This is a genomic window from Peribacillus sp. B2I2, from assembly GCF_041261685.1.
GTDB lineage: Bacteria > Bacillota > Bacilli > Bacillales > DSM-1321 > Peribacillus.
In genome coordinates this window covers 4205474-4225576 of record NZ_JBGCCB010000001.1, presented here as the reverse complement: position 1 = coordinate 4225576, position 20103 = coordinate 4205474, and the positions used below count along the sequence as shown (strand labels likewise).

The 20103-nt window shown below is 41.2% G+C and carries 18 protein-coding genes, 2 pseudogenes and 1 riboswitch; of the genes and pseudogenes, 12 read left to right on the top strand and 8 right to left on the bottom strand.

Annotation, left to right across the window (positions count from 1 at the left end):
* Window positions 1–34 precede the first annotated feature (34 nt).
* The 8 genes from ABIE66_RS20920 (at window position 35) to ABIE66_RS20885 (ending at window position 9514) form a co-directional block, all read left to right on the top strand.
* Window positions 35–157 (top strand): hypothetical protein, encoded by a 123-nt coding sequence (locus tag ABIE66_RS20920; protein WP_370016146.1) that lies wholly within the window; start codon window positions 35–37, stop codon window positions 155–157.
* Window positions 158–367: 210 nt separating this feature from the next.
* The gene (locus ABIE66_RS20915; RefSeq protein WP_370016145.1) at window positions 368–1018 is read left to right on the top strand and encodes a phosphatase PAP2 family protein; all 651 of its coding nucleotides are present in this window, start codon (window positions 368–370) and stop codon (window positions 1016–1018) included.
* 82 nt (window positions 1019–1100) lie between these two features.
* Entirely contained in the window at window positions 1101–1712 is a 612-nt protein-coding gene (locus ABIE66_RS20910) for a DedA family protein (protein WP_289326148.1), read from the top strand.
* A 180-nt stretch (window positions 1713–1892) separates the two neighbouring features.
* A complete protein-coding gene (locus ABIE66_RS20905; RefSeq protein ID WP_370016144.1) occupies window positions 1893–3530 on the top strand; it encodes a spore germination protein in 1638 nt (545 codons plus the stop codon).
* Window positions 3520–4743, top strand: a complete 1224-nt coding sequence (locus ABIE66_RS20900; protein ID WP_370016143.1) for a Ger(x)C family spore germination protein — start codon at window positions 3520–3522, stop codon at window positions 4741–4743. The genes ABIE66_RS20905 and ABIE66_RS20900 overlap by 11 nt, the downstream gene beginning before the upstream one ends.
* 21 nt (window positions 4744–4764) lie before the next feature.
* Window positions 4765–5883 carry a GerAB/ArcD/ProY family transporter gene (locus ABIE66_RS20895; RefSeq protein WP_370016142.1) on the top strand — a complete coding sequence of 373 codons (1119 nt, stop codon included), beginning with the start codon at window positions 4765–4767 and terminating at the stop codon, window positions 5881–5883.
* A 19-nt stretch (window positions 5884–5902) separates the two neighbouring features.
* The gene (locus ABIE66_RS20890) at window positions 5903–6133 is read left to right on the top strand and encodes a YczF family membrane protein (protein WP_370016141.1); all 231 of its coding nucleotides are present in this window, start codon (window positions 5903–5905) and stop codon (window positions 6131–6133) included.
* 171 nt (window positions 6134–6304) lie between these two features.
* Window positions 6305–9514, top strand: coding sequence for a DEAD/DEAH box helicase (locus ABIE66_RS20885; RefSeq protein ID WP_370016140.1), 3210 nt, complete (start codon window positions 6305–6307; stop codon window positions 9512–9514).
* 133 nt (window positions 9515–9647) lie between these two features.
* Here ABIE66_RS20885 and ABIE66_RS20880 read toward each other — a convergent pair whose 3' ends face one another.
* From ABIE66_RS20880 to ABIE66_RS20870, 3 genes and pseudogenes are all read right to left on the bottom strand, one after another.
* Window positions 9648–9833 (bottom strand): DUF8096 family protein, encoded by a 186-nt coding sequence (locus tag ABIE66_RS20880; protein ID WP_289326142.1) that lies wholly within the window; start codon window positions 9831–9833, stop codon window positions 9648–9650.
* Between the two features lie 106 nt (window positions 9834–9939).
* Window positions 9940–10254 carry a DMT family transporter gene (locus ABIE66_RS20875; RefSeq protein ID WP_370016139.1) on the bottom strand — a complete coding sequence of 105 codons (315 nt, stop codon included), beginning with the start codon at window positions 10252–10254 and terminating at the stop codon, window positions 9940–9942.
* Window positions 10254–10596, bottom strand: a pseudogene (locus ABIE66_RS20870) (DMT family transporter). The gene ABIE66_RS20875 and the pseudogene ABIE66_RS20870 overlap by 1 nt, the downstream one beginning before the upstream one ends.
* A gap of 72 nt (window positions 10597–10668) precedes the next feature.
* A riboswitch (guanidine-I (ykkC/yxkD leader) is annotated at window positions 10669–10769 on the bottom strand.
* Window positions 10770–10983: 214 nt separating this feature from the next.
* On the opposite strand from ABIE66_RS20870, the gene ABIE66_RS20865 reads away from it, so the two are divergent.
* Complete coding sequence (locus ABIE66_RS20865) at window positions 10984–11220, top strand: hypothetical protein (RefSeq protein ID WP_370016138.1); 237 nt, start codon at window positions 10984–10986, stop codon at window positions 11218–11220.
* 47 nt (window positions 11221–11267) lie between these two features.
* Here the strand turns inward: ABIE66_RS20865 and ABIE66_RS20860 are convergent, their stop codons facing one another.
* Complete coding sequence (locus ABIE66_RS20860) at window positions 11268–12263, bottom strand: DMT family transporter (protein ID WP_370017090.1); 996 nt, start codon at window positions 12261–12263, stop codon at window positions 11268–11270.
* Window positions 12264–12765: 502 nt separating this feature from the next.
* Between ABIE66_RS20860 and ABIE66_RS20855 the strand changes: the two genes are divergently transcribed.
* Complete coding sequence (locus ABIE66_RS20855) at window positions 12766–13047, top strand: transition state genes transcriptional regulator AbrB (RefSeq protein ID WP_289315227.1); 282 nt, start codon at window positions 12766–12768, stop codon at window positions 13045–13047.
* A gap of 52 nt (window positions 13048–13099) precedes the next feature.
* On the opposite strand, the gene ABIE66_RS20850 is transcribed toward ABIE66_RS20855, so the two are convergent.
* The 4 genes from ABIE66_RS20850 to ABIE66_RS20835 form a co-directional block, all read right to left on the bottom strand.
* Window positions 13100–13537 (bottom strand): GNAT family N-acetyltransferase, encoded by a 438-nt coding sequence (locus ABIE66_RS20850; RefSeq protein WP_289315228.1) that lies wholly within the window; start codon window positions 13535–13537, stop codon window positions 13100–13102.
* Window positions 13538–15079: 1542 nt separating this feature from the next.
* A complete protein-coding gene (locus ABIE66_RS20845; protein ID WP_370016137.1) occupies window positions 15080–16225 on the bottom strand; it encodes a Ger(x)C family spore germination protein in 1146 nt (381 codons plus the stop codon).
* A gap of 3 nt (window positions 16226–16228) precedes the next feature.
* Window positions 16229–17713: a spore germination protein gene (locus ABIE66_RS20840; protein ID WP_370016136.1), complete on the bottom strand. Its 1485-nt coding sequence runs from the start codon at window positions 17711–17713 to the stop codon at window positions 16229–16231.
* A complete protein-coding gene (locus ABIE66_RS20835) occupies window positions 17688–18788 on the bottom strand; it encodes an endospore germination permease (RefSeq protein WP_370016135.1) in 1101 nt (366 codons plus the stop codon). The genes ABIE66_RS20840 and ABIE66_RS20835 overlap by 26 nt, the downstream gene beginning before the upstream one ends.
* 234 nt (window positions 18789–19022) lie before the next feature.
* Between ABIE66_RS20835 and ABIE66_RS20830 the strand changes: the two are divergent.
* Window positions 19023–19540, top strand: a pseudogene (locus tag ABIE66_RS20830) (YfiT family bacillithiol transferase).
* A 36-nt stretch (window positions 19541–19576) separates the two neighbouring features.
* Window positions 19577–20089, top strand: coding sequence for a GNAT family N-acetyltransferase (locus ABIE66_RS20825; protein WP_370016134.1), 513 nt, complete (start codon window positions 19577–19579; stop codon window positions 20087–20089).
* The last annotated feature ends 14 nt before the right edge of the window (window positions 20090–20103 follow it).

The following is a 20103-nucleotide window of genomic DNA, read 5'->3' as shown; positions in this document are numbered from 1 at the left end:
TTAGTAGGGACGCAGGGAATACATGGTGATTGGTATGCGTAATGTTATTAAAGCTGCCATTTTATCTGAAATTCCATATGTAGGCTTTGCTGCTTCGGCATTGGCTGGTGTAATGATAGCCTGTAAAATGCAAACTGGTTATTTGATTGTACCATAATCGATCATAAGTGAGTCCCTGAGAAACTAAAGTAACCTTAAGTTGAGGTGACAATGACGAATAGAGTAGTATGAAAAAGTAGAAGATTTGATCATAAACACTGGATGCGTTGTGGGCAATGAAGCAAATACATTCATTCTGCAATGAAGAAGATATGATAAAATAGAAATTTCCATATGAAACGGTTTTCAAAAGTGAAAGGATGTTATTATGAAATTAAAGCAACAATTAACCATTGCTTTTATAGTAAGTGTACTTTCTTTAATCGGGTTCAGTTTCATGGCATTTACCATTAGTGCAAATGAATACCTGAAATTTGATGAAAAGGTGATTTCCTTAGTGCAGGGATGGGAGTCCCCCTTACTGACGGGTATCATGAAGTTCTTTACCTACATAGGTTCAACTTGGTCCTTGATCATCCTCTCTTTGATGATTTTGTTTTTCTTATATAAGGTTTTGAAGCATCGTTTAGAGCTAATCTTATTCAGTGCCGTCATGGTTGGTTCACCTCTTCTCAATTTGATGGTCAAGCTTTTCTTTCAACGCGCCCGGCCCGATTTACATCGGCTCATCGAAATAGGGGGGTACAGTTTCCCTAGTGGACATGCCATGAATGCATTCTCTTTATACGGTATTCTCACATTTCTGCTATGGCGTCACATCACGGCTAAGTGGGCGAGGATCCTATTGATTCTGTTGAGTATGATGATGATCCTATCGATTGGTATAAGTCGAATATACTTGGGAGTCCATTATCCTAGTGATATCATTGCAGGATATTTGGCGGGTGGTTTTTGGATTGCGATTTCCATTTGGTTTTTCCAAAGGTATCAAGAACGGCGGAAGAAAAAAGATATTTAATAAAGGATCAAGATTATTGCAAGATAAGCAGCCGGCGGGTAACAAGTCAGCTGTTGATTCAAATCAGTTAGGAGCGTAATAAATGGAAAACTGGATTACGGAATTCATGAATGATTTTGGGTATATGGGAATCTTTCTATTAATAGCATTGGAAAATATTTTCCCGCCGATCCCGTCTGAGGTCATTCTTACTTTTGGCGGTTTCATGACGACAACAGCGAATATGACGATTATGGGCGTCGTGATCGCATCGACTATAGGGTCAGTGGCAGGGGCAGTCGTCCTTTATGGAATTGGTTTACTTCTTGATGTTAAGGTCATTGAAAAGTTCGTGGAAAGATGGGGCCATATTCTTAGGTTAACGGTACCGGACGTCCATAAGGCGAATTCATGGTTTGACAAGTATGGGGCATGGACCGTGTTTTTCTGTAGACTGGTTCCGCTTATCAGAAGCTTGATCTCGATTCCAGCAGGCATGTCCCATATGAGCTTTTGGCTCTTTCTGCTTTACACAACATCCGGAACATTAATTTGGAACATCATCTTAGTGAATATCGGGGCAGCTGTTGGGTCTTCATGGGAAGATATTGTAGGATATATGGACATTTATTCAAACATCGTTTATGCGATATTGGCTTTGCTATTCATTCTTTTCGTTGTTTTGATTTTTAGAAGGAATAAAGGCAAAGTATAATCTCAGTTTAGTTGATTGGGCCGTTCGAATCGGCACTTTCATTACATAACCGAATATGACCATAAAGGCTGTCATTGCGACAGCCTTTTTCTTATGGGAGGAAGAAGGCTGAACCCAGAATAAAGGGGGAGTGCTTTGGACAAAATGAGTGAAACGAAAAAGGAATGAGGTTCGGTTACTATGGCTTCTTTTTTCAAGCAAAAGAGACAAGTGAAGCAACGTGAAAAGAAAAAGGAAGATGCAGGTCAATCCAAAAGCAAAACGCCTGAGTATATTGAAAGCTCCATTTCGGCCAATCTGGAAATCGTGAAAAAAAAGACGGGAAACAGTCCGGACATTATTATCCGAACGCTGAAAATCGGTAAAAATCCGGAGATAAAAACGACTATTTTGTATGTGCAGGGTCTGATTGATAATCCAAGCGTTACGGACTTTTTAATTGAATCAATCATGAAAAATCCTCATCTATCAGAAAAAATACTTCCACAAGAAGCGTTGGATGTAATCTCTGAGGACGTGGTTTCCCTCGGTGGTGTAGAAACGGTCACGGACTGGGAAAAACTATTTTTATCCTTATTATCAGGGGACAGCATCATTTTTGTTGATGGTTTAAACATAGCCCTGGTTGCCAGTACAAAAGGGGGGGAACGGCGCTCGATTCAGGAACCAAGTACGCATTTGACTGTCCGGGGATCAAGAGAAGGGTTTACGGAATCGAATGGAACGAACATCGCCATGTTACGCCGCATCATCAATACCCCGGATTTATGGATAGAGTCGATGAAAATAGGCACGGTGACAAAAACGGATGTTTCCATCATGTATATAAATGGGATTGCCAAAGAAGGGATTGTCGAGGAGGTCAAGAAGCGCTTAAAACGAATAAACATCGATAGCATTCTTGAATCAGGATATATCGAACAATTGATAGAAGATCAGGTCATGACCCCTTTCCCAACCCTTAATCATACAGAAAGACCAGATATGGTCGCGGGGAACCTATTGGAAGGAAGAGTGGCCATATTCGTTAATGGAACGCCTTTTGTCTTGGTGGCACCGGCCTTATTCGTACAGTTTTTCCAATCTGTCGAAGACTACTATAATCGCTTCGACATAGCCTCTGCCACACGTTTTTTACGGATCATCGTTTTTATAATCTCTATAATCGGACCGGCTGTCTATGTTGCAGCCACGACTTTTCATCAGGAAATGATCCCAACGAAGTTGCTGGTCATTGTTGCAGCCCAAAGGGAAACGGTTCCTTTACCGGCCGTCATTGAAGCACTTCTCATGGAAATGACCTTTGAAATATTAAGGGAAGCAAGTCTTAGGATGCCAAAGGCCGTTGGTTCGACCATGTCCATTGTCGGAGCATTGGTGATTGGGCAGGCGGCAGTCCAGGCTGGTATCGTATCGCCGGCAATGGTCATCATCGTCTCGATTACGGCGATTGCCAGTTTTGCAACCCCTTCTTATTCCATAGCCATATCTGCCCGTATCGTGCGCTTCGGATTCATCATTTGTGCCGGCACTTTAGGTTTTTATGGCATGATTTTGGCCTTTATCGTGCTCATTGTCCATTTATGCAGCCTCCGTTCATTCGGTGTTCCTTATATGACACCGCTCGCCCCTCTGAATCCGGAAGGGTTGGGCGACACATTCTTCAGAAGACCTATGTGGGCCTTTAAGGAAAGGCCAAAAATTTTAACCAACGAAAATAATCTGATAAGGGAAGGCGAAAATCAAAGACCCCTGCCTCCTGAATCGCGCGGAATGAAAACAGCTGACGAGAAAAAAGGTGAAGGCAATGAATCGTAAAAAGCTAATTCTGTTCTTGATGTTGATCTGTACCACATTCACCACCGGCTGTTGGGATAAAACAGAGTTAAACGAAATGGCCATCGTCTCGGCGGTTGGACTCGACAGAAATAAAGAAGGAAAGTTAGTGGGAACTTTCCAAATCATTAATCCAGGAAATGTAGCGGGAGCTCTTCAGGGCGGCGGCGGAACAAATCCACCCATATCCATTTATAGGGCCACCGGAAACAATGTGCTTGAACTGGATAATATCGCTTCAACTAAAATCTCGCGAGATATGTATTTTGCCCATGCCAATCTGATTGTCATAGGTGAGGAACTAGCAAAAGAAGAGGGCCTCAACGATATTTTCGACGCATTTGAGCGCTCACCGGAATTCAGGGCAACTACGAGGATCGTGATTGCCCGGGGTGTGAAAGCAAGGGATATTGTCGAAACGTTAACCGCAATCGATAAGGTATCTGCTGAGAAAGTCATTAAAACGATTGAAACCACTGAAAAAACCCAGGGGAAAAATATTAGCATCAATCTCCAAGAAGTGATCAAGAATCTGCTTAGTACCGGAAAAGAACCGATAATAAGTGGTTTTACCGTGAAAGGAAACACAGGTAAAGAGGATAAAATGGAGAATACCATGTCCTCGGATATTGAGGCAAACCCTAATGCAGTAGGGATAGGTGTTTTTAAAGATGGCAAATTGATTGACTGGCTGGATGGCGATAAGGCAATAGGATCAATGTGGGTATTGGATAGGATTGAAAATACCCATTTAAACATTGATTGGGAGGGTAAAAAAGACGCAGTCACCTATTCGGTTATTCGCCAAAAAACCAAAGTCGGAGCAAAATTGGTAAACGGCAAACCGAAAATATCGATAAAGGTCCGTGCAGAAGGAGATATCCGGGAGGTGAATGTTCCTTTGAATCTAACCGATATGCATGTTCTGATAGATATTGAAAAGAAGTTAGCGAAAGAATTGAAGAAGGAGATGGAAGATGCGATCGTCCGGGCACAGAAAAATAAATCCGATATTTTTGGCTTTGGTGAACTCATGCACGAATCCCACCCGAAAGAATGGAAAAAAATCGAAAAGAACTGGGATGATGATGCTTTTCCCAAGCTTGAAGTGGATGTGCAGGTAGAGACATTCATTCGCCGTACTGGATTACGTAATAAGCCATTTCTTTCAAATTTAAGAAAGAAAGATCAATAATGGAAAGGAAGTGGCATCCTCATGGAAAAGGCAAAAATCAGCGGTTACCAGCTGTTCGTCCTTATTTTCCTGTTTGAAATGGGCAGTGCACTTTTGGTTCCGCTTGCAGGTGAAGCCAAGCAGGCTGCTTGGCTAGTCATCCTTATTGCGATGATAGGCGGATTTTTATTATTTTTCGTTTATTATGGCCTTTTTCAATACTACCCTGAGCAGCTGTTAACAGAGTTTGTAAAACATATATTGGGGAATTTTCTAGGCAGGATCGTAGCTTTTCTATACATCCTTTATTTCATCTATCTTGCTGCAAGGGTGCTGAGGGATTTCGGAGATACACTGCTTACTTTTGCCTATCCTCATATTCCGTTATTTGTAGCGAACGCTGTATTCATTTTAGTCGTGGTGTATACGGTCCGTAAAGGGATAGAAGTATTGACGAGGACGGGGGAACTATTCTTTGTCTTGGAGAATTTACTTTTAATGACCTTCATGCTACTGATTATTGCTTCAGGCATGATCCATTTAAACAACTTAAAACCCATTTTTGAAATCAGCGGGACAGAGATGATGAAAATGGGTTTCACTAAAACCGTTTTCTTTCCATTTGGCGAGATCATAGTGTTTTTAATGATTTTTCCTTATTTGAACGAACCTCAGCGACTGAAAAAAATTGGGATAGGGGGCTTGGCGACAAGCGGTATTTTTCTCGCGATAATAATGGCTGTGAATATTGCTGTACTTGGTGTGGACCTTACAACACGTTCGCAATACCCTCTTCTTACCCTCATTCAGTCAATAGAGGTCGCTGGCTTTCTTGAACGTCTCGATGTGTACTTCTTGTTTTTGTTGATGATTGGCGGGTTCATCAAGATAAGTGTATTTACTTATGTAGCGGTAACGGGTACGGCGAATGTTTTCAATGTTAAACAGCCCTCCAGACTTGCTTACCCTGTTGGCATGATCATTTTATTGATTTCGATTATTATGGCAAGCAGCTATACGGAACATATCGATGAAGGGCTAGATGCCGTACCAAATTACATCCATCTGCCATTTCAGGTGATCATCCCGTTGCTTCTCTTGATCATTGCCTTTTTTAAGAATCGAAAAAAAAGGAAGACAAGCACCAAAAAAAGTTCCTAAAAGGTGGAATTGATGAGAAATGAAAATCTTTGGTATTACAGTTTTGATCCTAGCCCCTTTAGTGGTCATATCTTTAGGTATGGATATATTATTGGGATTTGATTTGGATAATTCAATAAAGCATGCCTTTAACCCATTTTTGGTGAAGGACCCCGTTGAACTTATCCTTTTTCTCATTCTTCTTGCATTCCTTGTGTTCAGCTTCTTTTATCGAAAAAAAAAGAACGGCAACACCAAAGGACAACAATGATGGTGCAAATTCCCCTTGCTGAAATAGAGATGAACTCCGAATATGGGAGTTTGTCTTTTTGCTTTTTTACAACCCCGTAAACCCATTTCATAGTATGATGATAAAATGAGCTTAATTTTCAGAGGAATGTAAAATCACTTAACAACAAAACCTCGGGAGGAGGACGGCAATTTGGATATCAAGTTGAATCAAAAAATCATAAAAGACATGTGCGGGGCCGTCTCCTTCAAAAGAGGGGAAGCTTTTCATCGTGCCAATAAAGTGACATTTGAAAGTTACCGACCTGATGGTTGTGAAGCAACGGTTAAAGGAAAGGAAGACTTCCATGTCAAGATCGAAGTGGATGCTGTCGGCGGATTTCAGACGAAATGCAGCTGTCCTACGCTAGCTTCCTTCCAAAGGGATTGCCAGCATATTGCAGCCGTCCTGCTGTCGGTTTACGACCATCAGCGAGATGGAACGATAAATGTACCTCGTTCTGATGCTTCAGCCAATGATAAATTGTCAGAGGGCTTGCTGACCCTTTTCAATAATCAGCCTGTACGCAAAAGCGGTCATCAGCGCCACTTTGAAAAAAGAAAGATGATTGATGCAGAATTTACGTGTAAACCTGTAAGGATAGGCACGGATCAATATATGTTAGGAATGGAAATGAAAATCGGTTCTTTCAATGTAGCGAATGTCCGGGAATTCCTGAAGCGAGTAAAAGAAGGAAAACCTGCCCAAGTGTCCCTTGCATTTATATATGACCCGGAACTGCATTGTTTTCAGAACGAAATGGATTCCGTACTTCAGGAGCTTATTACAGTAGTATCGGATGAAAGAGTCTATGTTGACGCATTGGTGGACAAATCTGAATATACGTTGGACAAACACTTATTGCTTCTGCCTCCATCTTCTTTTCAAAGGCTTGTCCCCATCCTTGAAAGAGCACCATTGGTAAAGCTATCCCATGGGAGCCATACATTCAATGGTTTTCGTTTATCCAGCGGACCGCTTCCTTTACAGTTTGACTTTACCCAAAGCGAGGGAAAAGGTTATCAACTGAATATTAAAGGGTTGAATGAGATGATCGTCATGAATGCATATAAAATGGTTTTATTCGAAGGGAATTTGGTTCAGCTCGAAAACGAGGATTGCCAACGCCTTTCAGAATTGAAGCAAATGCTGGAGAATTCGGGCATGAATCGAATTCCAATCCATCATGACCAACTGGAATTATTCCTTGACAAAGTGGTGCCAGGTTTGAAAAGACTAGGTGAAGTCCGTATAGCAAGGTCCATCACCGAACTGTTTTTGAAGACACCGCTGGTTGCAAAGCTATTCTTGGATCGAGTGAAAAACAGACTGCTTGCGGGGCTGGAATTCCACTATGAAAATATCGTGATCAACCCTTTGGAAAAACAGGAATCCAAGGCAGTCTCCATGCTCATAAGGGATGTGGAGAAGGAAGCTGAAATACTAAAGCTTATGGAGGATAGCCTGTTTGCCAAGACTGATGGCGGCTATGTCTTGCATAACGAAGAGTTGGAGTATGAGTTTTTGTACCATATCGTTCCGAAACTTCAAAAGCTGGTACAAATCTATGCCACGACCGCTGTAAGAAACCGGATTTCCCGTGGGAATGCTGCACCGCGCATTAGGGTGAAAATCAAAAAAGAACGGACTGATTGGCTGGAATTCAAATTTGAAATGGATGCGATTCCTGATAAACAAATTCGTGAGGTCTTAGCAGCGCTTGAAGAAAAAAGGAAGTATTATCGTTTAAGGAATGGATCGCTGCTTTCCCTTGAAACAAGGGAGTTCGAGGAAATCAATAGGTTTCTGAATGCACTTCCCGTTCAGGATGAAAACCTGGAAAGCAGTCTGAACATGCCAATCGTAAAAGGGCTGCAACTCCTTGATTCCGTGAATGATAGTCAGACATTCACAATGGAGGAATCATTCCGTCAGTTTTTGGATAACATCACGAATCCGGGTGCCTTGGAGTTCGAGGTCCCAAATAGTCTGGGACCGATCTTGCGCGATTATCAAAAAAACGGCTACAAATGGATGAAAATACTTGCCCAATACGGTTTTGGCGGGATACTTGCTGATGATATGGGACTGGGAAAAACACTGCAAAGCATCACGTTCATTTTATCGGAGCTGCCTGACATCAGGAAGAAAAGGGTTCCTGCGCTTATTATCTGCCCATCATCATTAACCTATAATTGGCTGAGTGAATTCACTAAATTCGCTCCTGAAATACAAGCCGTCGTCGTGGATGGCCACAAATCGGAAAGGTCGAAGCTGCTTAAGGAAGTAATGGACGTGGATGTAGTGATCACCTCTTATCCATTGCTCCGGAAGGACATCACCTTGTTTGAAAAAGAGGAATTCCATACGGTGTTTTTCGATGAGGCACAGGCCTTTAAGAACCCGGGGACACAAACTGCACGAGCGGCCAAGAAGATAAAAGCGGCCCATCGATTCGCGTTGACCGGTACGCCCATCGAGAATTCACTAGAAGAGCTCTGGTCCCTTTTTCACGTGGTATTCCCTGAACTATTCATGGGGTTAAAGGAGTATAGTAACCTCTCAAGGAAGAAGATTTCACGTAGGATCCGTCCATTTTTGCTGCGGAGAATGAAAGAGGATGTGCTTGCGGAACTTCCGGAAAAAATCGAGTCGCTTGAATCGATGGAACTGCTACCTGATCAGAAGAAGCTGTACGCCGCTTATCTGGCGAAGCTGCGGCATGATACACTGAAACACCTGGACAAGGATACACTCCGGAAAAATCGGATCAGGATCCTCGCTGGCCTGACCCGGCTCCGGCAGATTTGCTGTCACCCCGCCTTGTTTGTGGACGGTTATAAAGGTAGCTCGGCAAAATATGAGCAGCTGATGCAAATTCTTGAGGAATCGAAGCTTTCCGGAAGACGGGTGCTGATTTTCTCGCAATTTACAAAAATGCTGCAAATTATCGGCAGGGATTTGGCTATTAAAGGACAGCCCTTTTTCTACTTGGATGGACAAACCCCATCAAAGGAACGTGTGGAAATCTGCAATCGGTTTAATGCAGGAGAACGGGATATATTCCTCATTTCATTGAAAGCGGGCGGCACGGGTCTCAATCTTACGGGGGCCGATACAGTCATTCTATACGACCTTTGGTGGAATCCCGCAGTTGAAGAACAAGCTGCGGACCGTGCCCATCGAATGGGGCAGAAGAATGTGGTTCAGGTCATCAAACTTGTTGCCCGTGGCACAATCGAAGAAAAAATGAATGAACTGCAAGAGAAAAAGAGACACCTTATTGAAGAAATCATCGACCCTGATGAAAAGTCGTCATCTGCACTTACAGAAGAGGATATCAGGGAAATCTTGATGATATAGGGATAGGGCTGCCGTTCTCCTACAACTTTAAAAGATTGGGTAGCATATTGCCAGCCCAAGAAGGCCGCCAACTAATTGGCGGCCTATTATATAGAAGGGTAGCATGAATTCATATATCCGGGCAAACCAACAACTAAATCGATTTCTTCATGCCGCACTCCCTGCATTTACGAATATATACATAATCCTTGACCGAACTCTCGAACTGGGCTTTCCCGCAATTGTCACACCGTCCACTAACGATGTCAGGATGGTCATTGTAATCATAAATGATTGTGGTGTCATATTCCTTTTTTTCTTCTGGAATTTCTTCAGACAAAGTAAAATCACCTTCACTAATTTATTTAACTCATGTATCATACCAAAAATTCAATGGAGCAGGTAGGTGGTTTGCAATAAAACGGGAATTCAGTGGGGGCGGTCACCTATGAAACCAGTTTTAATCCCACTGCCGCACCTAGGACCATGGCAATAAAAACGACCCTTCTCCAATCTTTGGATTCCCCATATAAGAGCATCCCGATAATCGCTCCGCCAGATGCGCCGATCCCTGTCCAGATTGCGTAAGCCGTCCCCATCGGCAAGGTTTGCATGGCATAAGCAAGAAATAGAAAACTTGCTCCAAATCCGATGAATAACAGCAGCAAGGATTGCCAATTTCGGTCTTTATGCAATTTATTTATCATCGCAACCCCAAACATTTCGAATAGTCCCGCTAAAATTAAAGAGACCCAAGCCATTAGGATTCATCCCCTTCCTCGACCTTATCGTCAGTCACTAGTTTCAACCCGATTACCCCTGATAATAATAGGAGGATCAATAGCGTTTTGCTCAGTTTGAAAGATTCTCCGAAGAAAATGGATTTCGGAAAGAACGGTTCCGGCCGTTCCCATACCTACAAAAACGGCATATACCGTTCCGACAGGGAGCCTCCTGCCAGCCATTATCATCATATAAAAACTGATGATGATGGAAATGACCGTTCCAGTCCACGTCCAAAAATCATCTGCATGTTTTAAGCCAATCACCCAAAAAACTTCAAAAAAAGCTGCAATGAAAACTTTAATCCAATTTGCACTCATGAAAAATAACACCTCCAATTTTATTCTTTACAAAAAAACAAAAAAAGCCAAAGAGATAACCGTTAAACAGTTTTCTCCCAGGCTTTTATCCTTCCGTGACACAGCAAGCTGTGAGTTTTCTCTCGGACCAGACCAGTAATTGGATATACTGCGGAACCCTAGAAAACATTTGAATTATGCAATTTACATTTCATTATACATACTTTTTGAATTAACTCAAGGTAAAAGTTTTGTCAACTCGAAAGCCCTTGATCCATCCATTCACCTTTTTGAGTCATGCCCAATTTGCCTAATATCCGCATTCGTCTTGTAACGTTTCCAACATGGATGACTTAATATATCCCAAGGTTTTTAGTTTAGATGACCAACCAGAAATGAGGGCAAATCATGGCTCCTGAATATAACATCAGAAAAAATGCACAACATCTTTCTGAAAAGGAAAAAAGGAACTATATCAATGCGGTTTTGGAGTTAAAAGAAAAAGGTATATATGATCGGTACGTAGCGTGGCATGCTGCCGCAGGAAGGTTTCAAACCCCTCCCGTAAAGCGCCCGATAGCAGGGAACGCTCCAACAGAATCGACCCGCAGTAATAATCACCTGTCAATGGAAAAAAGAACCTAATATATACCAATAAAGGTACAGATTAGGTTCTTTTTTTGACTTGCTATTCAGGCACTCACTGTCCGTTTCCGGGATGGACCTTCTTTTTTATGTGATACATAGCTATGCAGGATCATTCCTATGATAACTACAAAGATGCCGAACCACGATAACGGAGAAGGGATCGGTAAAGATAGGAATAGTAATTCGCCAGCCAGTGCAAAAAGGACCTCCATCGACTGTGTAGCTTCGACTGAAGCTAATTTCTGCATATTTCCACTTACCAAGTCGGTCGCTTTGAAAAAAAGGACCGTGGCAATGACACCTGAAAATAGTGCTACCAAAAGGGATTGGAAACTCTGCATCTTCGTCGGTGCCCCTACTGTGAAGAAACCGTACAATGAAAGCAGGAACCAGAATGGCAGGCTCGCCAAAGTCATTCCCAATACACGCTGGTAAGCATCTAAACGTCCTTCGGATACTTCCATCATTTTGCGATTCCCCAAGGGGTATGCAAACGAGGCGATGACGATGGGAATCACTCCCAACCAAAGATTGGCCATTGAAATGTGCTTGGTGTGTTCCAATTGCATCAGGATGATCCCAAGCAGAATGATCATCGACATGAGGAGGCCTTTCACAGATACCTTTCCTCTTTGCCTTTCGAGCCCATCTTTCATTTGGACATTTTCAAAAAATAGCGGGGCAAGTAAAGCACCCGAAATGATCGTGATCTGCCAAGTGCCGGCGATTAGCCAGCCAGGTGAGTAGGCGGAAGCAAAGCATAAAGGAGCATAAAACAACCCGAATCCGACAAAACTCCAAAGCAACCAAGGCCCCGGCCGTTCTTTCATCACTCGTAAAAGGGGACGCAGGTTTTTTCTGCTTAATACGATACACAACAGGAAAGGCACCATAAAGATGTAACGCAGCGAAGCACTCCATATCCAACTTCCACCAGACAACTCCATGGCCTGATTTAAAACAAACGTAAACGCAAAAAAGAAAGCAGAACAAATACCTAATATAATCGGACGCAATTGACTCACCTCAATCTGTTTTATGAGCCAGTAATTAGCCAAACTCTGGAAGTGTGGCAATTGATTCGGCTTTCCAAGTATTAAAAAAGTTTAAAATACACTCATGTTCAACTGCGTCAAAGGCAGAAGAACGAATTTTCGAAATATAATAAGCCATCAGTTTTAATTTTCCTTCAAATGTAAAAGAAAATCAACTGGATTCTTTTAGACTACTGAAATTCCATCTCCATCATTCGACATGGAATCGAAAGAATGGTTGTGGAAAATAAAATGGAAACGTTGTCATTTTAATAGTAAAATTAACAATAAGTACCATTAAATTAATCAAGAAACGGCGGTATGACGCGTTTTATAAAGGGTTTACTGTGGAGTTATATAAAAATCATATAAAGGCAGATAATATATGAGGATACGAGAATTGACGAAAATGGTAGGGAGTGGTATCTTTATAGAAGTGCAAATAATGTCGAATGGTGACGAAATATATAGATGCAACATTCGAAAGAAAAATAGTGGGGTAAATTAAATGAAATCTACAGGTATTGTACGTAAAGTTGACGAATTAGGACGGGTAGTCATTCCAATTGAATTACGCCGTACATTAGGAATTAATGAGAAAGACGCCTTGGAGATCTATGTAGAACAAGAGCGCATCATTCTTCAAAAATATAAACCGAACATGACTTGTCAGGTAACAGGTGAAGTGTCAGATGACAATATGAAACTTGCTGCCGGAAAATTAATACTTAGCCCTGAAGGTGCCGAACTTCTAATTAAAGAAATTCAAGCCAGCATGGAAACTGTTTAATAAAATCATCCGGAGTGTAGGGAAAAGAAAATTTTCCCTACACCTTTTTTAATTAAATGGCGAAATGATAAAAATGGTTCGATTCACGGACGAAACCAATTCTTTCGTAAAGTTTTTGTGCTTTTACATTATCTTTACCTGTCTCGAGCGAAACCCCTTTGGCACCTGTTTCCCGAGCAAAAGCGATGGCTGCGTTCAACAACTCCTCGCCAAATCCCTTTTTGCGGGCGGACTCCTTCACGAATAAATCATTCAATATCCATGAACGCATCATACTCACAGATGAAAAAGAAGGATATAATTGCACAAAACCAATAGGATTCCCTTCATCAAAGGCCATAAAAACGACAGACTCTCCATTCGTCAGCCTTTCTCTTAAAAATTCCCTTGCACGATCAGGATCAGATGTTTGCTCATAAAACACTCTGTATAAATCAAAAAGTTCTGTCAGAGATTCGAGTTCAAGTAATGTCGCTTTCTGAATGCTCATATTTGGAAACCCCCATTTTTAGAATACTCTTAATTTACCATTTGTTTCTGTTTAATGATATATTCAGAACCCAATTTTAGCGCCAACATTCAGGATGGAGCCTCTAAAAGGATCCATCCTGAATTTTTTTATAATTAAGAGGGCTTTTAAACACAACTCGAGCAGTAAACTTGGGGGATATAAGCGTTACTCGTGAATTTATAGCAAATACTCGTAAGTTTGGTTGATTTACTCGTGAAATTGGAGCAAATACTCGTAAGTTTGGTTGATTTACTCGTGAGATTGGAGCAAATACTCGTGAGTTTGGTTGATTTACTCGTGAATTGAGCATTTACTCGTTTGAATGAGCAGCAAACTCATGAGGTATAAGCGTTACTCGTAAGTTTGGTTGATTTACTCGTGAAATTGGAGCAAATACTCGTGAATTTGGTTGATTTACTCGTGAATTTGGAACAAATACTCGTGAATATAGTCAATTTACTCGTGAAATGAGCAGTACTCTTAGAATTAAGCAGCAAACTCATGAGCTATGAGCATTTACTCGTGAAATTGGAGCAAATACTCGTGAATTTGGTTGATTTACTCGTGAATTTGGAACAAATACTCGTGAATATAGTCAATTTACTCGTGAAATGAGCAGTACTCTTAGAATTAAGCAGCAAACCCATGAGATATGAGCATTTACTCGTGAATTTATAGCAAATACTCGTAAGTTTGGTTGATTTACTCGCGAATTGAGCATTTACTCGTTTGAATGAGCAGCAAACTCATGAGGTATAAGCGTTACTCGTAAGTTTGGTTGATTTACTCGTGAAATTGGAGCAAATACTCGTGAATATAGTCAATTTACTCGTGAAATGAGCAGTACTCTTAGAATTAAGCAGCAAACTCATGAGATATGAGCATTTACTCGTGAATTTATAGCAAATACTCGTATGTTTGGTTGATTTACTCGCGAATTGAGAGCAAATACTCGTGAGTTTGTTCGACTTACTCGTGAATTGAGCATTACACTTAGAATTAAGCAGCAAACTCATGAGCTATGAGCATTTACTCGTGAAATTGGAACAAATACTCGTAAGTTTGGTTGATTTACTCGTGAATTGAGCATTTACTCGTTTGAATGAGCAGCAAACTCATGAGATATAAGCGTTACTCGTGAGTTTATAGCAAATACTCGTATGTTTGGTTGATTTACTCGCGAATTGAGAGCAAATACTCGTGAGTTTGTTCGACTTACTCGTGAATTGAGCATTACACTTAGAATTAAGCAGCAAACTCATGAGCTATGAGCATTTACTCGTGAAATTGGAACAAATACTCGTAAGTTTGGTTGATTTACTCGTGAATTGAGCATTTACTCGTTTGAATGAGCAGCAAACTCATGAGATATAAGCGTTACTCGTGAGTTTATAGCAAATACTCGTAAGTTTGGTTGATTTACTCGTGAATTGAGAGCAAATACTCGTGAGTTTGGTCGATTTACTCGTGAATTGAGCATTTACAAATAAACAGGCTTTCAATCACCAATCCTTTTTTTCCTTACTGCAGTGGTTTAGCTTCTAAACCGCCTGTGTTAAGGATATGTACCTTTACGTTTATATCATGTATCGAATCCTTATCCAGGAAATCAGTCGGTTCTTTAATATGATTTTCTTGCCAGTATTTTGTCTCTTTGATATAAAGGATCTTGCCTAAGCTAAGTGGGTCTGCGTTCTTTTGAATTCCGGTTTGGAAGGTTGCTTGGATTTCTTTTTTTATTTGACTTTCGAATTTTCGTTTTATTTTATCGATATCCATTTGGGTATCAAGCCCAAGTATTCTACCTGATACGTCAACTTCAATATCGAATTTGTACTTTCCATCCTTGAGAACAGGTTTTATTTTATGGTGTGGATGGGAGAACGATGCATAGATGTCTTGCTTATTCATGATAATGTTTACGGGAGTTTTGTTGGTCCTTTTGGTGAGCCAGCGTACACCGCTCAGTTCCTTTTCAGAGAACCAGGGTTGGGACACTTTATAGTAAATGACAAATGCACCATCCATATAGAGGCTCTTTCGATTTTTATCTTTTTCTTTCCAAACTTTATCGTTCCAGGATATGGAGGGTAAGATGGTTGTAGATGCTTTTTCCCTCTGGTTAGAATAATACCTTTGGACCGTAATGGGTTCGATGTATGATCTGCTCCGATAGACATCCTCTGGTAAATATAATGTTGTGTATAAAGGCGACAAATTAAAATAACCATTAATGGAGAAGAGCTCATCCATGGAACTTTTTGTGCCAAAGATATTGGCTGAGTACCTAAGTAATTGGTTTCTGTATATATAATCCACAATTTCTGTGCTTTGCTGCTTCAAAACATTTTCACTGATGACAAATGTAGAAACATGGCCTATATAAAGAGACTGTTGAGTATCGCGCATTAGTTTATTAATGGCGATTGAGATGGAACCGCCTTTTTGTTTCCCTACATATACGGGAGGATTTTGCGTAGGCTTCGCCTCCGTTTTAGCTACCGCAGCGAAGTCTACAAGTTGCGTATAAACAATGTATTCCCCATCTTTGAAATCAATCCCGATGGCCGTTATATAATGAAAGTCCTGGATCGTTTTTTCATCCCAACAGCCTGAAAGTAAAAGGATTAAAGGTAGGGTCAACCAAATTTTACAGATGCGGAACATGCCTTACTGCCCCTTTCTGGTCTTATCATCTGCTGCCAAGGATCGTTTGCTTATGGAATTCCATGGCCTCTTTATGAATGAATCCAGGATTTTTGTGAATTTTGGTGGGTTCATTCCGCCAATATATGAAACCCCGAATGAATCAAGCCTGGATAGTAAAGTGACAATGGAAAGGAAACCGATTATCAAGCCGTAGATTCCATAAATGCAGCTAAGTAACAACACAAACATACGCAAAATCGTTACGGCGCCTGTTAAAGACTGGTTTACAAGGGTATAGGATGCGACAGAGGTCACTGCTGTTACCACAAGCATGGTTTGTGAGGTCAGCCCTGCTCTTATTGCGGCATCACCGACAATGAGACCACCTACAACTGCAACTGTCTGTCCAACCGCTTTAGGTAACCTGACTCCGGATTCACGGAATAATTCAAATAAAATGAGCATGAGAATGAATTCCATGGTGGCAGATAAGGGGAGCCCTAGCCTAGAAAGGGTAATGGTGGCTAGTAACGGAAACGGCACTTGTTCAATATTGAAAGCGGAAATGGATATCCAAAACCCCGGCAATAAAATCGTTATTCCAATCCCCAAAAAACGAAGAAGTCTCTCAAGGCTTACAAATAGATAAGGGAGATTCGAATCTTCCGCGGTTTTTATTTGCAATAGTAATGTAGAAGGAGCCACGATTATGGTTGGCATCCCGTCCACGATTAGAATGAATCTTCCTTGATTGAGTGCTTCCACTACAAAATCAGGGCGACTCGTATAATGAGTGAGTGGAAATATACTATATTTACTGTTCGAGATCAACTCCTCCAATTGTTGACTGCTTACCAATATATCAATATCAATGTTATTAATTTTCGACCTTGCATTTTTAACCAGTTCCTTATTGATGATGTCATCCATGTACATCAGTGCGACTTTCGTTTGACTGCGCCTGCCGACGATAAAGTCTTCATAGGCAAGCGATTTGGTTTTTAGCCGCTTTCTGATTAGAGCTGTATTGAGGGATATGTCCTCGACAAATCCATCTCTTGGACCTCTTACCGAGACCTCGAAGGAAGACTCCTCAGGCTGCCGGTTCGGTACATTTGACAAATTTATTGAAAATAAATCTTGGGTTGATGGTATGAATAATAAGGCATTCCCGGAGAAAATCAGCTGTTGGACGCTATTGAATTCACTATCAATGGTTACTTTCCTCAGATCTATCAAGGGTTTTAATTTGTTGATTGCTTCTTCAGCATCGATTCTCTCATCCAATTCCATCATTTTGTTTAACTTTTCCAAAATCCCCTCGTTAAGTAAACTGATATCGGCCATACCCGAGCAATAAAAAATAAGGACAGGAACGGGTCTTTCGGTTTCTCCGATATAAATCGTGTCAAACATAATATCTGAGCTTGAACTGAATAACTCCCGAAATGTCTCCTCCCTTAATTCAGGCGGGTGTGGTTCATTTTTGGATCGTTTCATTCGCATGTCGTTTACCCTCCTTAGAACTGATGAAAGTGCCGATAAACAAAAAGGTGGACAAAAGTAACAGGAAATAAAAAGCGCCAGGATAGTAGAATGTCTGACTTACATGCAAGAACTTGAAATTACTGTAGGGTACGATGGAGATGACTACCATGAGAAAGCCTACAGCGAAAAGGATTCCGAGCTTCATATTATTAGTTTTTCCTTTAAAGACTTCCGTTATTAAGAATAACGCCAGTGAAACACGGATATAGGCTCCTGCAAGCCATTGATAAATGGAAAAGAAATCTGTATGTTCGATATATTTTCCAATTGTCAGCAGCCGCCACTGTTCATAGGCGGGGTATCTCATGGCTTTGGCTAGGGTCGGTCCGAATTCAGCAATTGCAGCTGTTAATGGGCCAAGAAGTAAAAACACTAATCCGAGGCATAACAATGCTAGTACCTTTAGATTGAGCGTATCCGAAAGTTTTTCCTGAAAAAAAGCGATTAATATCAGTTCGGCAAGGCCATAACCAGTATATTGAAAGGTTTTAACGCCATGAAAATAGCCATTCTCGAAAAGGGGAAAGAGGTGGCTGTAGTCTTTTGTCGGTATATTTCCGGTCGCAACGAAAATGCCAAGAATGACGACTATTGGCAATAATACAGAAGAGCAAATGGCGATGGAGCGCATACCTGAATGGGCAAGGAAGATGCAAAGAAGTGTAAACGGAATGATAATGGCTAAACTTGGTGTCTCAAAAAGAAAGCTTGTAGTGATCCAATCAATCGTTTCCTTGGTTGTTGCCAATACAAGGCTGATCAGATAAATCACTATAAAGAATAAAGCGATATTTTTAATAGGTTTCCCAAATCTATTTTCAAGCCAATCCGTCAGGGATTGATTATTCATATTCTTGATTATCCTCGATAATATGTAGACCCAAATCGGTATCATTCCAATAGTAAGGATGGAAAAAAACCAAGCATCCCTTCCGCCGGTGGATAGGAGGAAAGGGATCAAAATAACGTGATTAAGAAGGCCGATTGACAAAAAGAAGATGCTAAGGGTTTGTATCGAACTTATTTTTTTCAAGATGATCCTATCCCCATTTCCATGTTTAAAGATTGGATTGATGCATATGACAGTCTTTTGTTATGGTTGCTAAATGTGGAAATAGTATACATGCTAATGATGTGGATTAATATTCCTGAGGATCAATGAAAACAGGATTGCAAAGCCAAGAATTGCCGGTAAAAAGGGTTTGTCTCAATCGATAAAGAATATATACTGGATGCTATTTTTATCGAACATCAAGGGGGAATGAAGATGGATTTAAGATACCCGATAGGAAAGTTTCAGTTTGACGGGGAAATTACTAATCTTGTGGCCGAGGGATGGATCAGGGAGATTGAGCTTTGCCAGGGATGCTGCGGGAGACAGTGGGTAACATGGATGATGAACAGCTTGATACGGCTTATCGACCTGGAGGATGGACGGTCCGCCAAGTGGTGCATCATGTTGCTGATAGTCATATGAATGCGTATATTCGCTTTAAATTGGCCCTTACGGAAGAAAGTCCGGTCATAAAGCCGTACGAAGAGGGGCAATGGGCAGAGATGTCTGATTATGATTTGCCGATTGAAATTTCTCTATCACTGCTCGAAGCCGTACATATCCGAATGTGCAAACTTTTATCGGGTCTTCATGCAGACGACCTGAGCCGAACATTCATCCATCCTGATTCGGGAGAGGTGACGGTCGGTGAAAATATAGGCATTTATGCATGGCATGGACGCCATCATCTTGCTCATATTACTTCTTTATCAAAGCGCCAGGGATGGTGAATATATATTGTATCTCCTGAAAGTGAGGTGAATACTGTGAGTTCTGATGTGAAAGTCGAACAATTAACATCGATCGGGCACCATCTTAATGAGCTTTCGGACCTTTTGATGCAAGTTGTGGAAGATGGCGCGTCGATTGGTTTTTTGCCTCCCATGAAACGGTCCGAGGCCATTGACTATTGGAAGAGTGTCATTAATCCTGATGTGATTCTATTTGTCGCTAAATTACATGGGAAGATTGTCGGGAGTGTACAGTTACATTTATGTACAAAGCGGAACGGCGGCCATCGGGCGGAAATCGCAAAATTAATGACGCATACTGGTCATAGGCGAAAAGGTATAGGCCGTTCACTCATGCACCAGGCTGAGGAGAGAGCCAAGCAAGAGGGTCGGAGATTATTGGTCCTTGATACAAGAGAAGGGGATCCTTCTAATTTCATGTATAATTCATTGGGATATATTCAGGCAGGAAGCATTCCTGATTTTGCGAAATCTGCAAATGGTGAATTCCATCCGACCATTTTTTATTATAAAAATATGATTGGGTAACGAAATTGAATGGG

Bases quoted from the DNA above. Each gene is read 5' to 3' on its own strand.
- ABIE66_RS20920 (WP_370016146.1), top strand. From the start codon at position 35: ATGCGTAATGTTATTAAAGCTGCCATTTTATCTGAAATTCCATATGTA.
- ABIE66_RS20915 (WP_370016145.1), top strand. From the start codon at position 368: ATGAAATTAAAGCAACAATTAACCATTGCTTTTATAGTAAGTGTACTT.
- ABIE66_RS20910 (WP_289326148.1), top strand. From the start codon at position 1,101: ATGGAAAACTGGATTACGGAATTCATGAATGATTTTGGGTATATGGGA.
- ABIE66_RS20905 (WP_370016144.1), top strand. From the start codon at position 1,893: ATGGCTTCTTTTTTCAAGCAAAAGAGACAAGTGAAGCAACGTGAAAAG.
- ABIE66_RS20900 (WP_370016143.1), top strand. From the start codon at position 3,520: ATGAATCGTAAAAAGCTAATTCTGTTCTTGATGTTGATCTGTACCACA.
- ABIE66_RS20895 (WP_370016142.1), top strand. From the start codon at position 4,765: ATGGAAAAGGCAAAAATCAGCGGTTACCAGCTGTTCGTCCTTATTTTC.
- ABIE66_RS20890 (WP_370016141.1), top strand. From the start codon at position 5,903: ATGAAAATCTTTGGTATTACAGTTTTGATCCTAGCCCCTTTAGTGGTC.
- ABIE66_RS20875 (WP_370016139.1), bottom strand. From the start codon at position 10,254: ATGGCTTGGGTCTCTTTAATTTTAGCGGGACTATTCGAAATGTTTGGG.
- ABIE66_RS20865 (WP_370016138.1), top strand. From the start codon at position 10,984: ATGGCTCCTGAATATAACATCAGAAAAAATGCACAACATCTTTCTGAA.
- ABIE66_RS20855 (WP_289315227.1), top strand. From the start codon at position 12,766: ATGAAATCTACAGGTATTGTACGTAAAGTTGACGAATTAGGACGGGTA.
- ABIE66_RS20850 (WP_289315228.1), bottom strand. From the start codon at position 13,537: ATGAGCATTCAGAAAGCGACATTACTTGAACTCGAATCTCTGACAGAA.
- ABIE66_RS20845 (WP_370016137.1), bottom strand. From the start codon at position 16,225: ATGTTCCGCATCTGTAAAATTTGGTTGACCCTACCTTTAATCCTTTTA.
- ABIE66_RS20840 (WP_370016136.1), bottom strand. From the start codon at position 17,713: ATGCGAATGAAACGATCCAAAAATGAACCACACCCGCCTGAATTAAGG.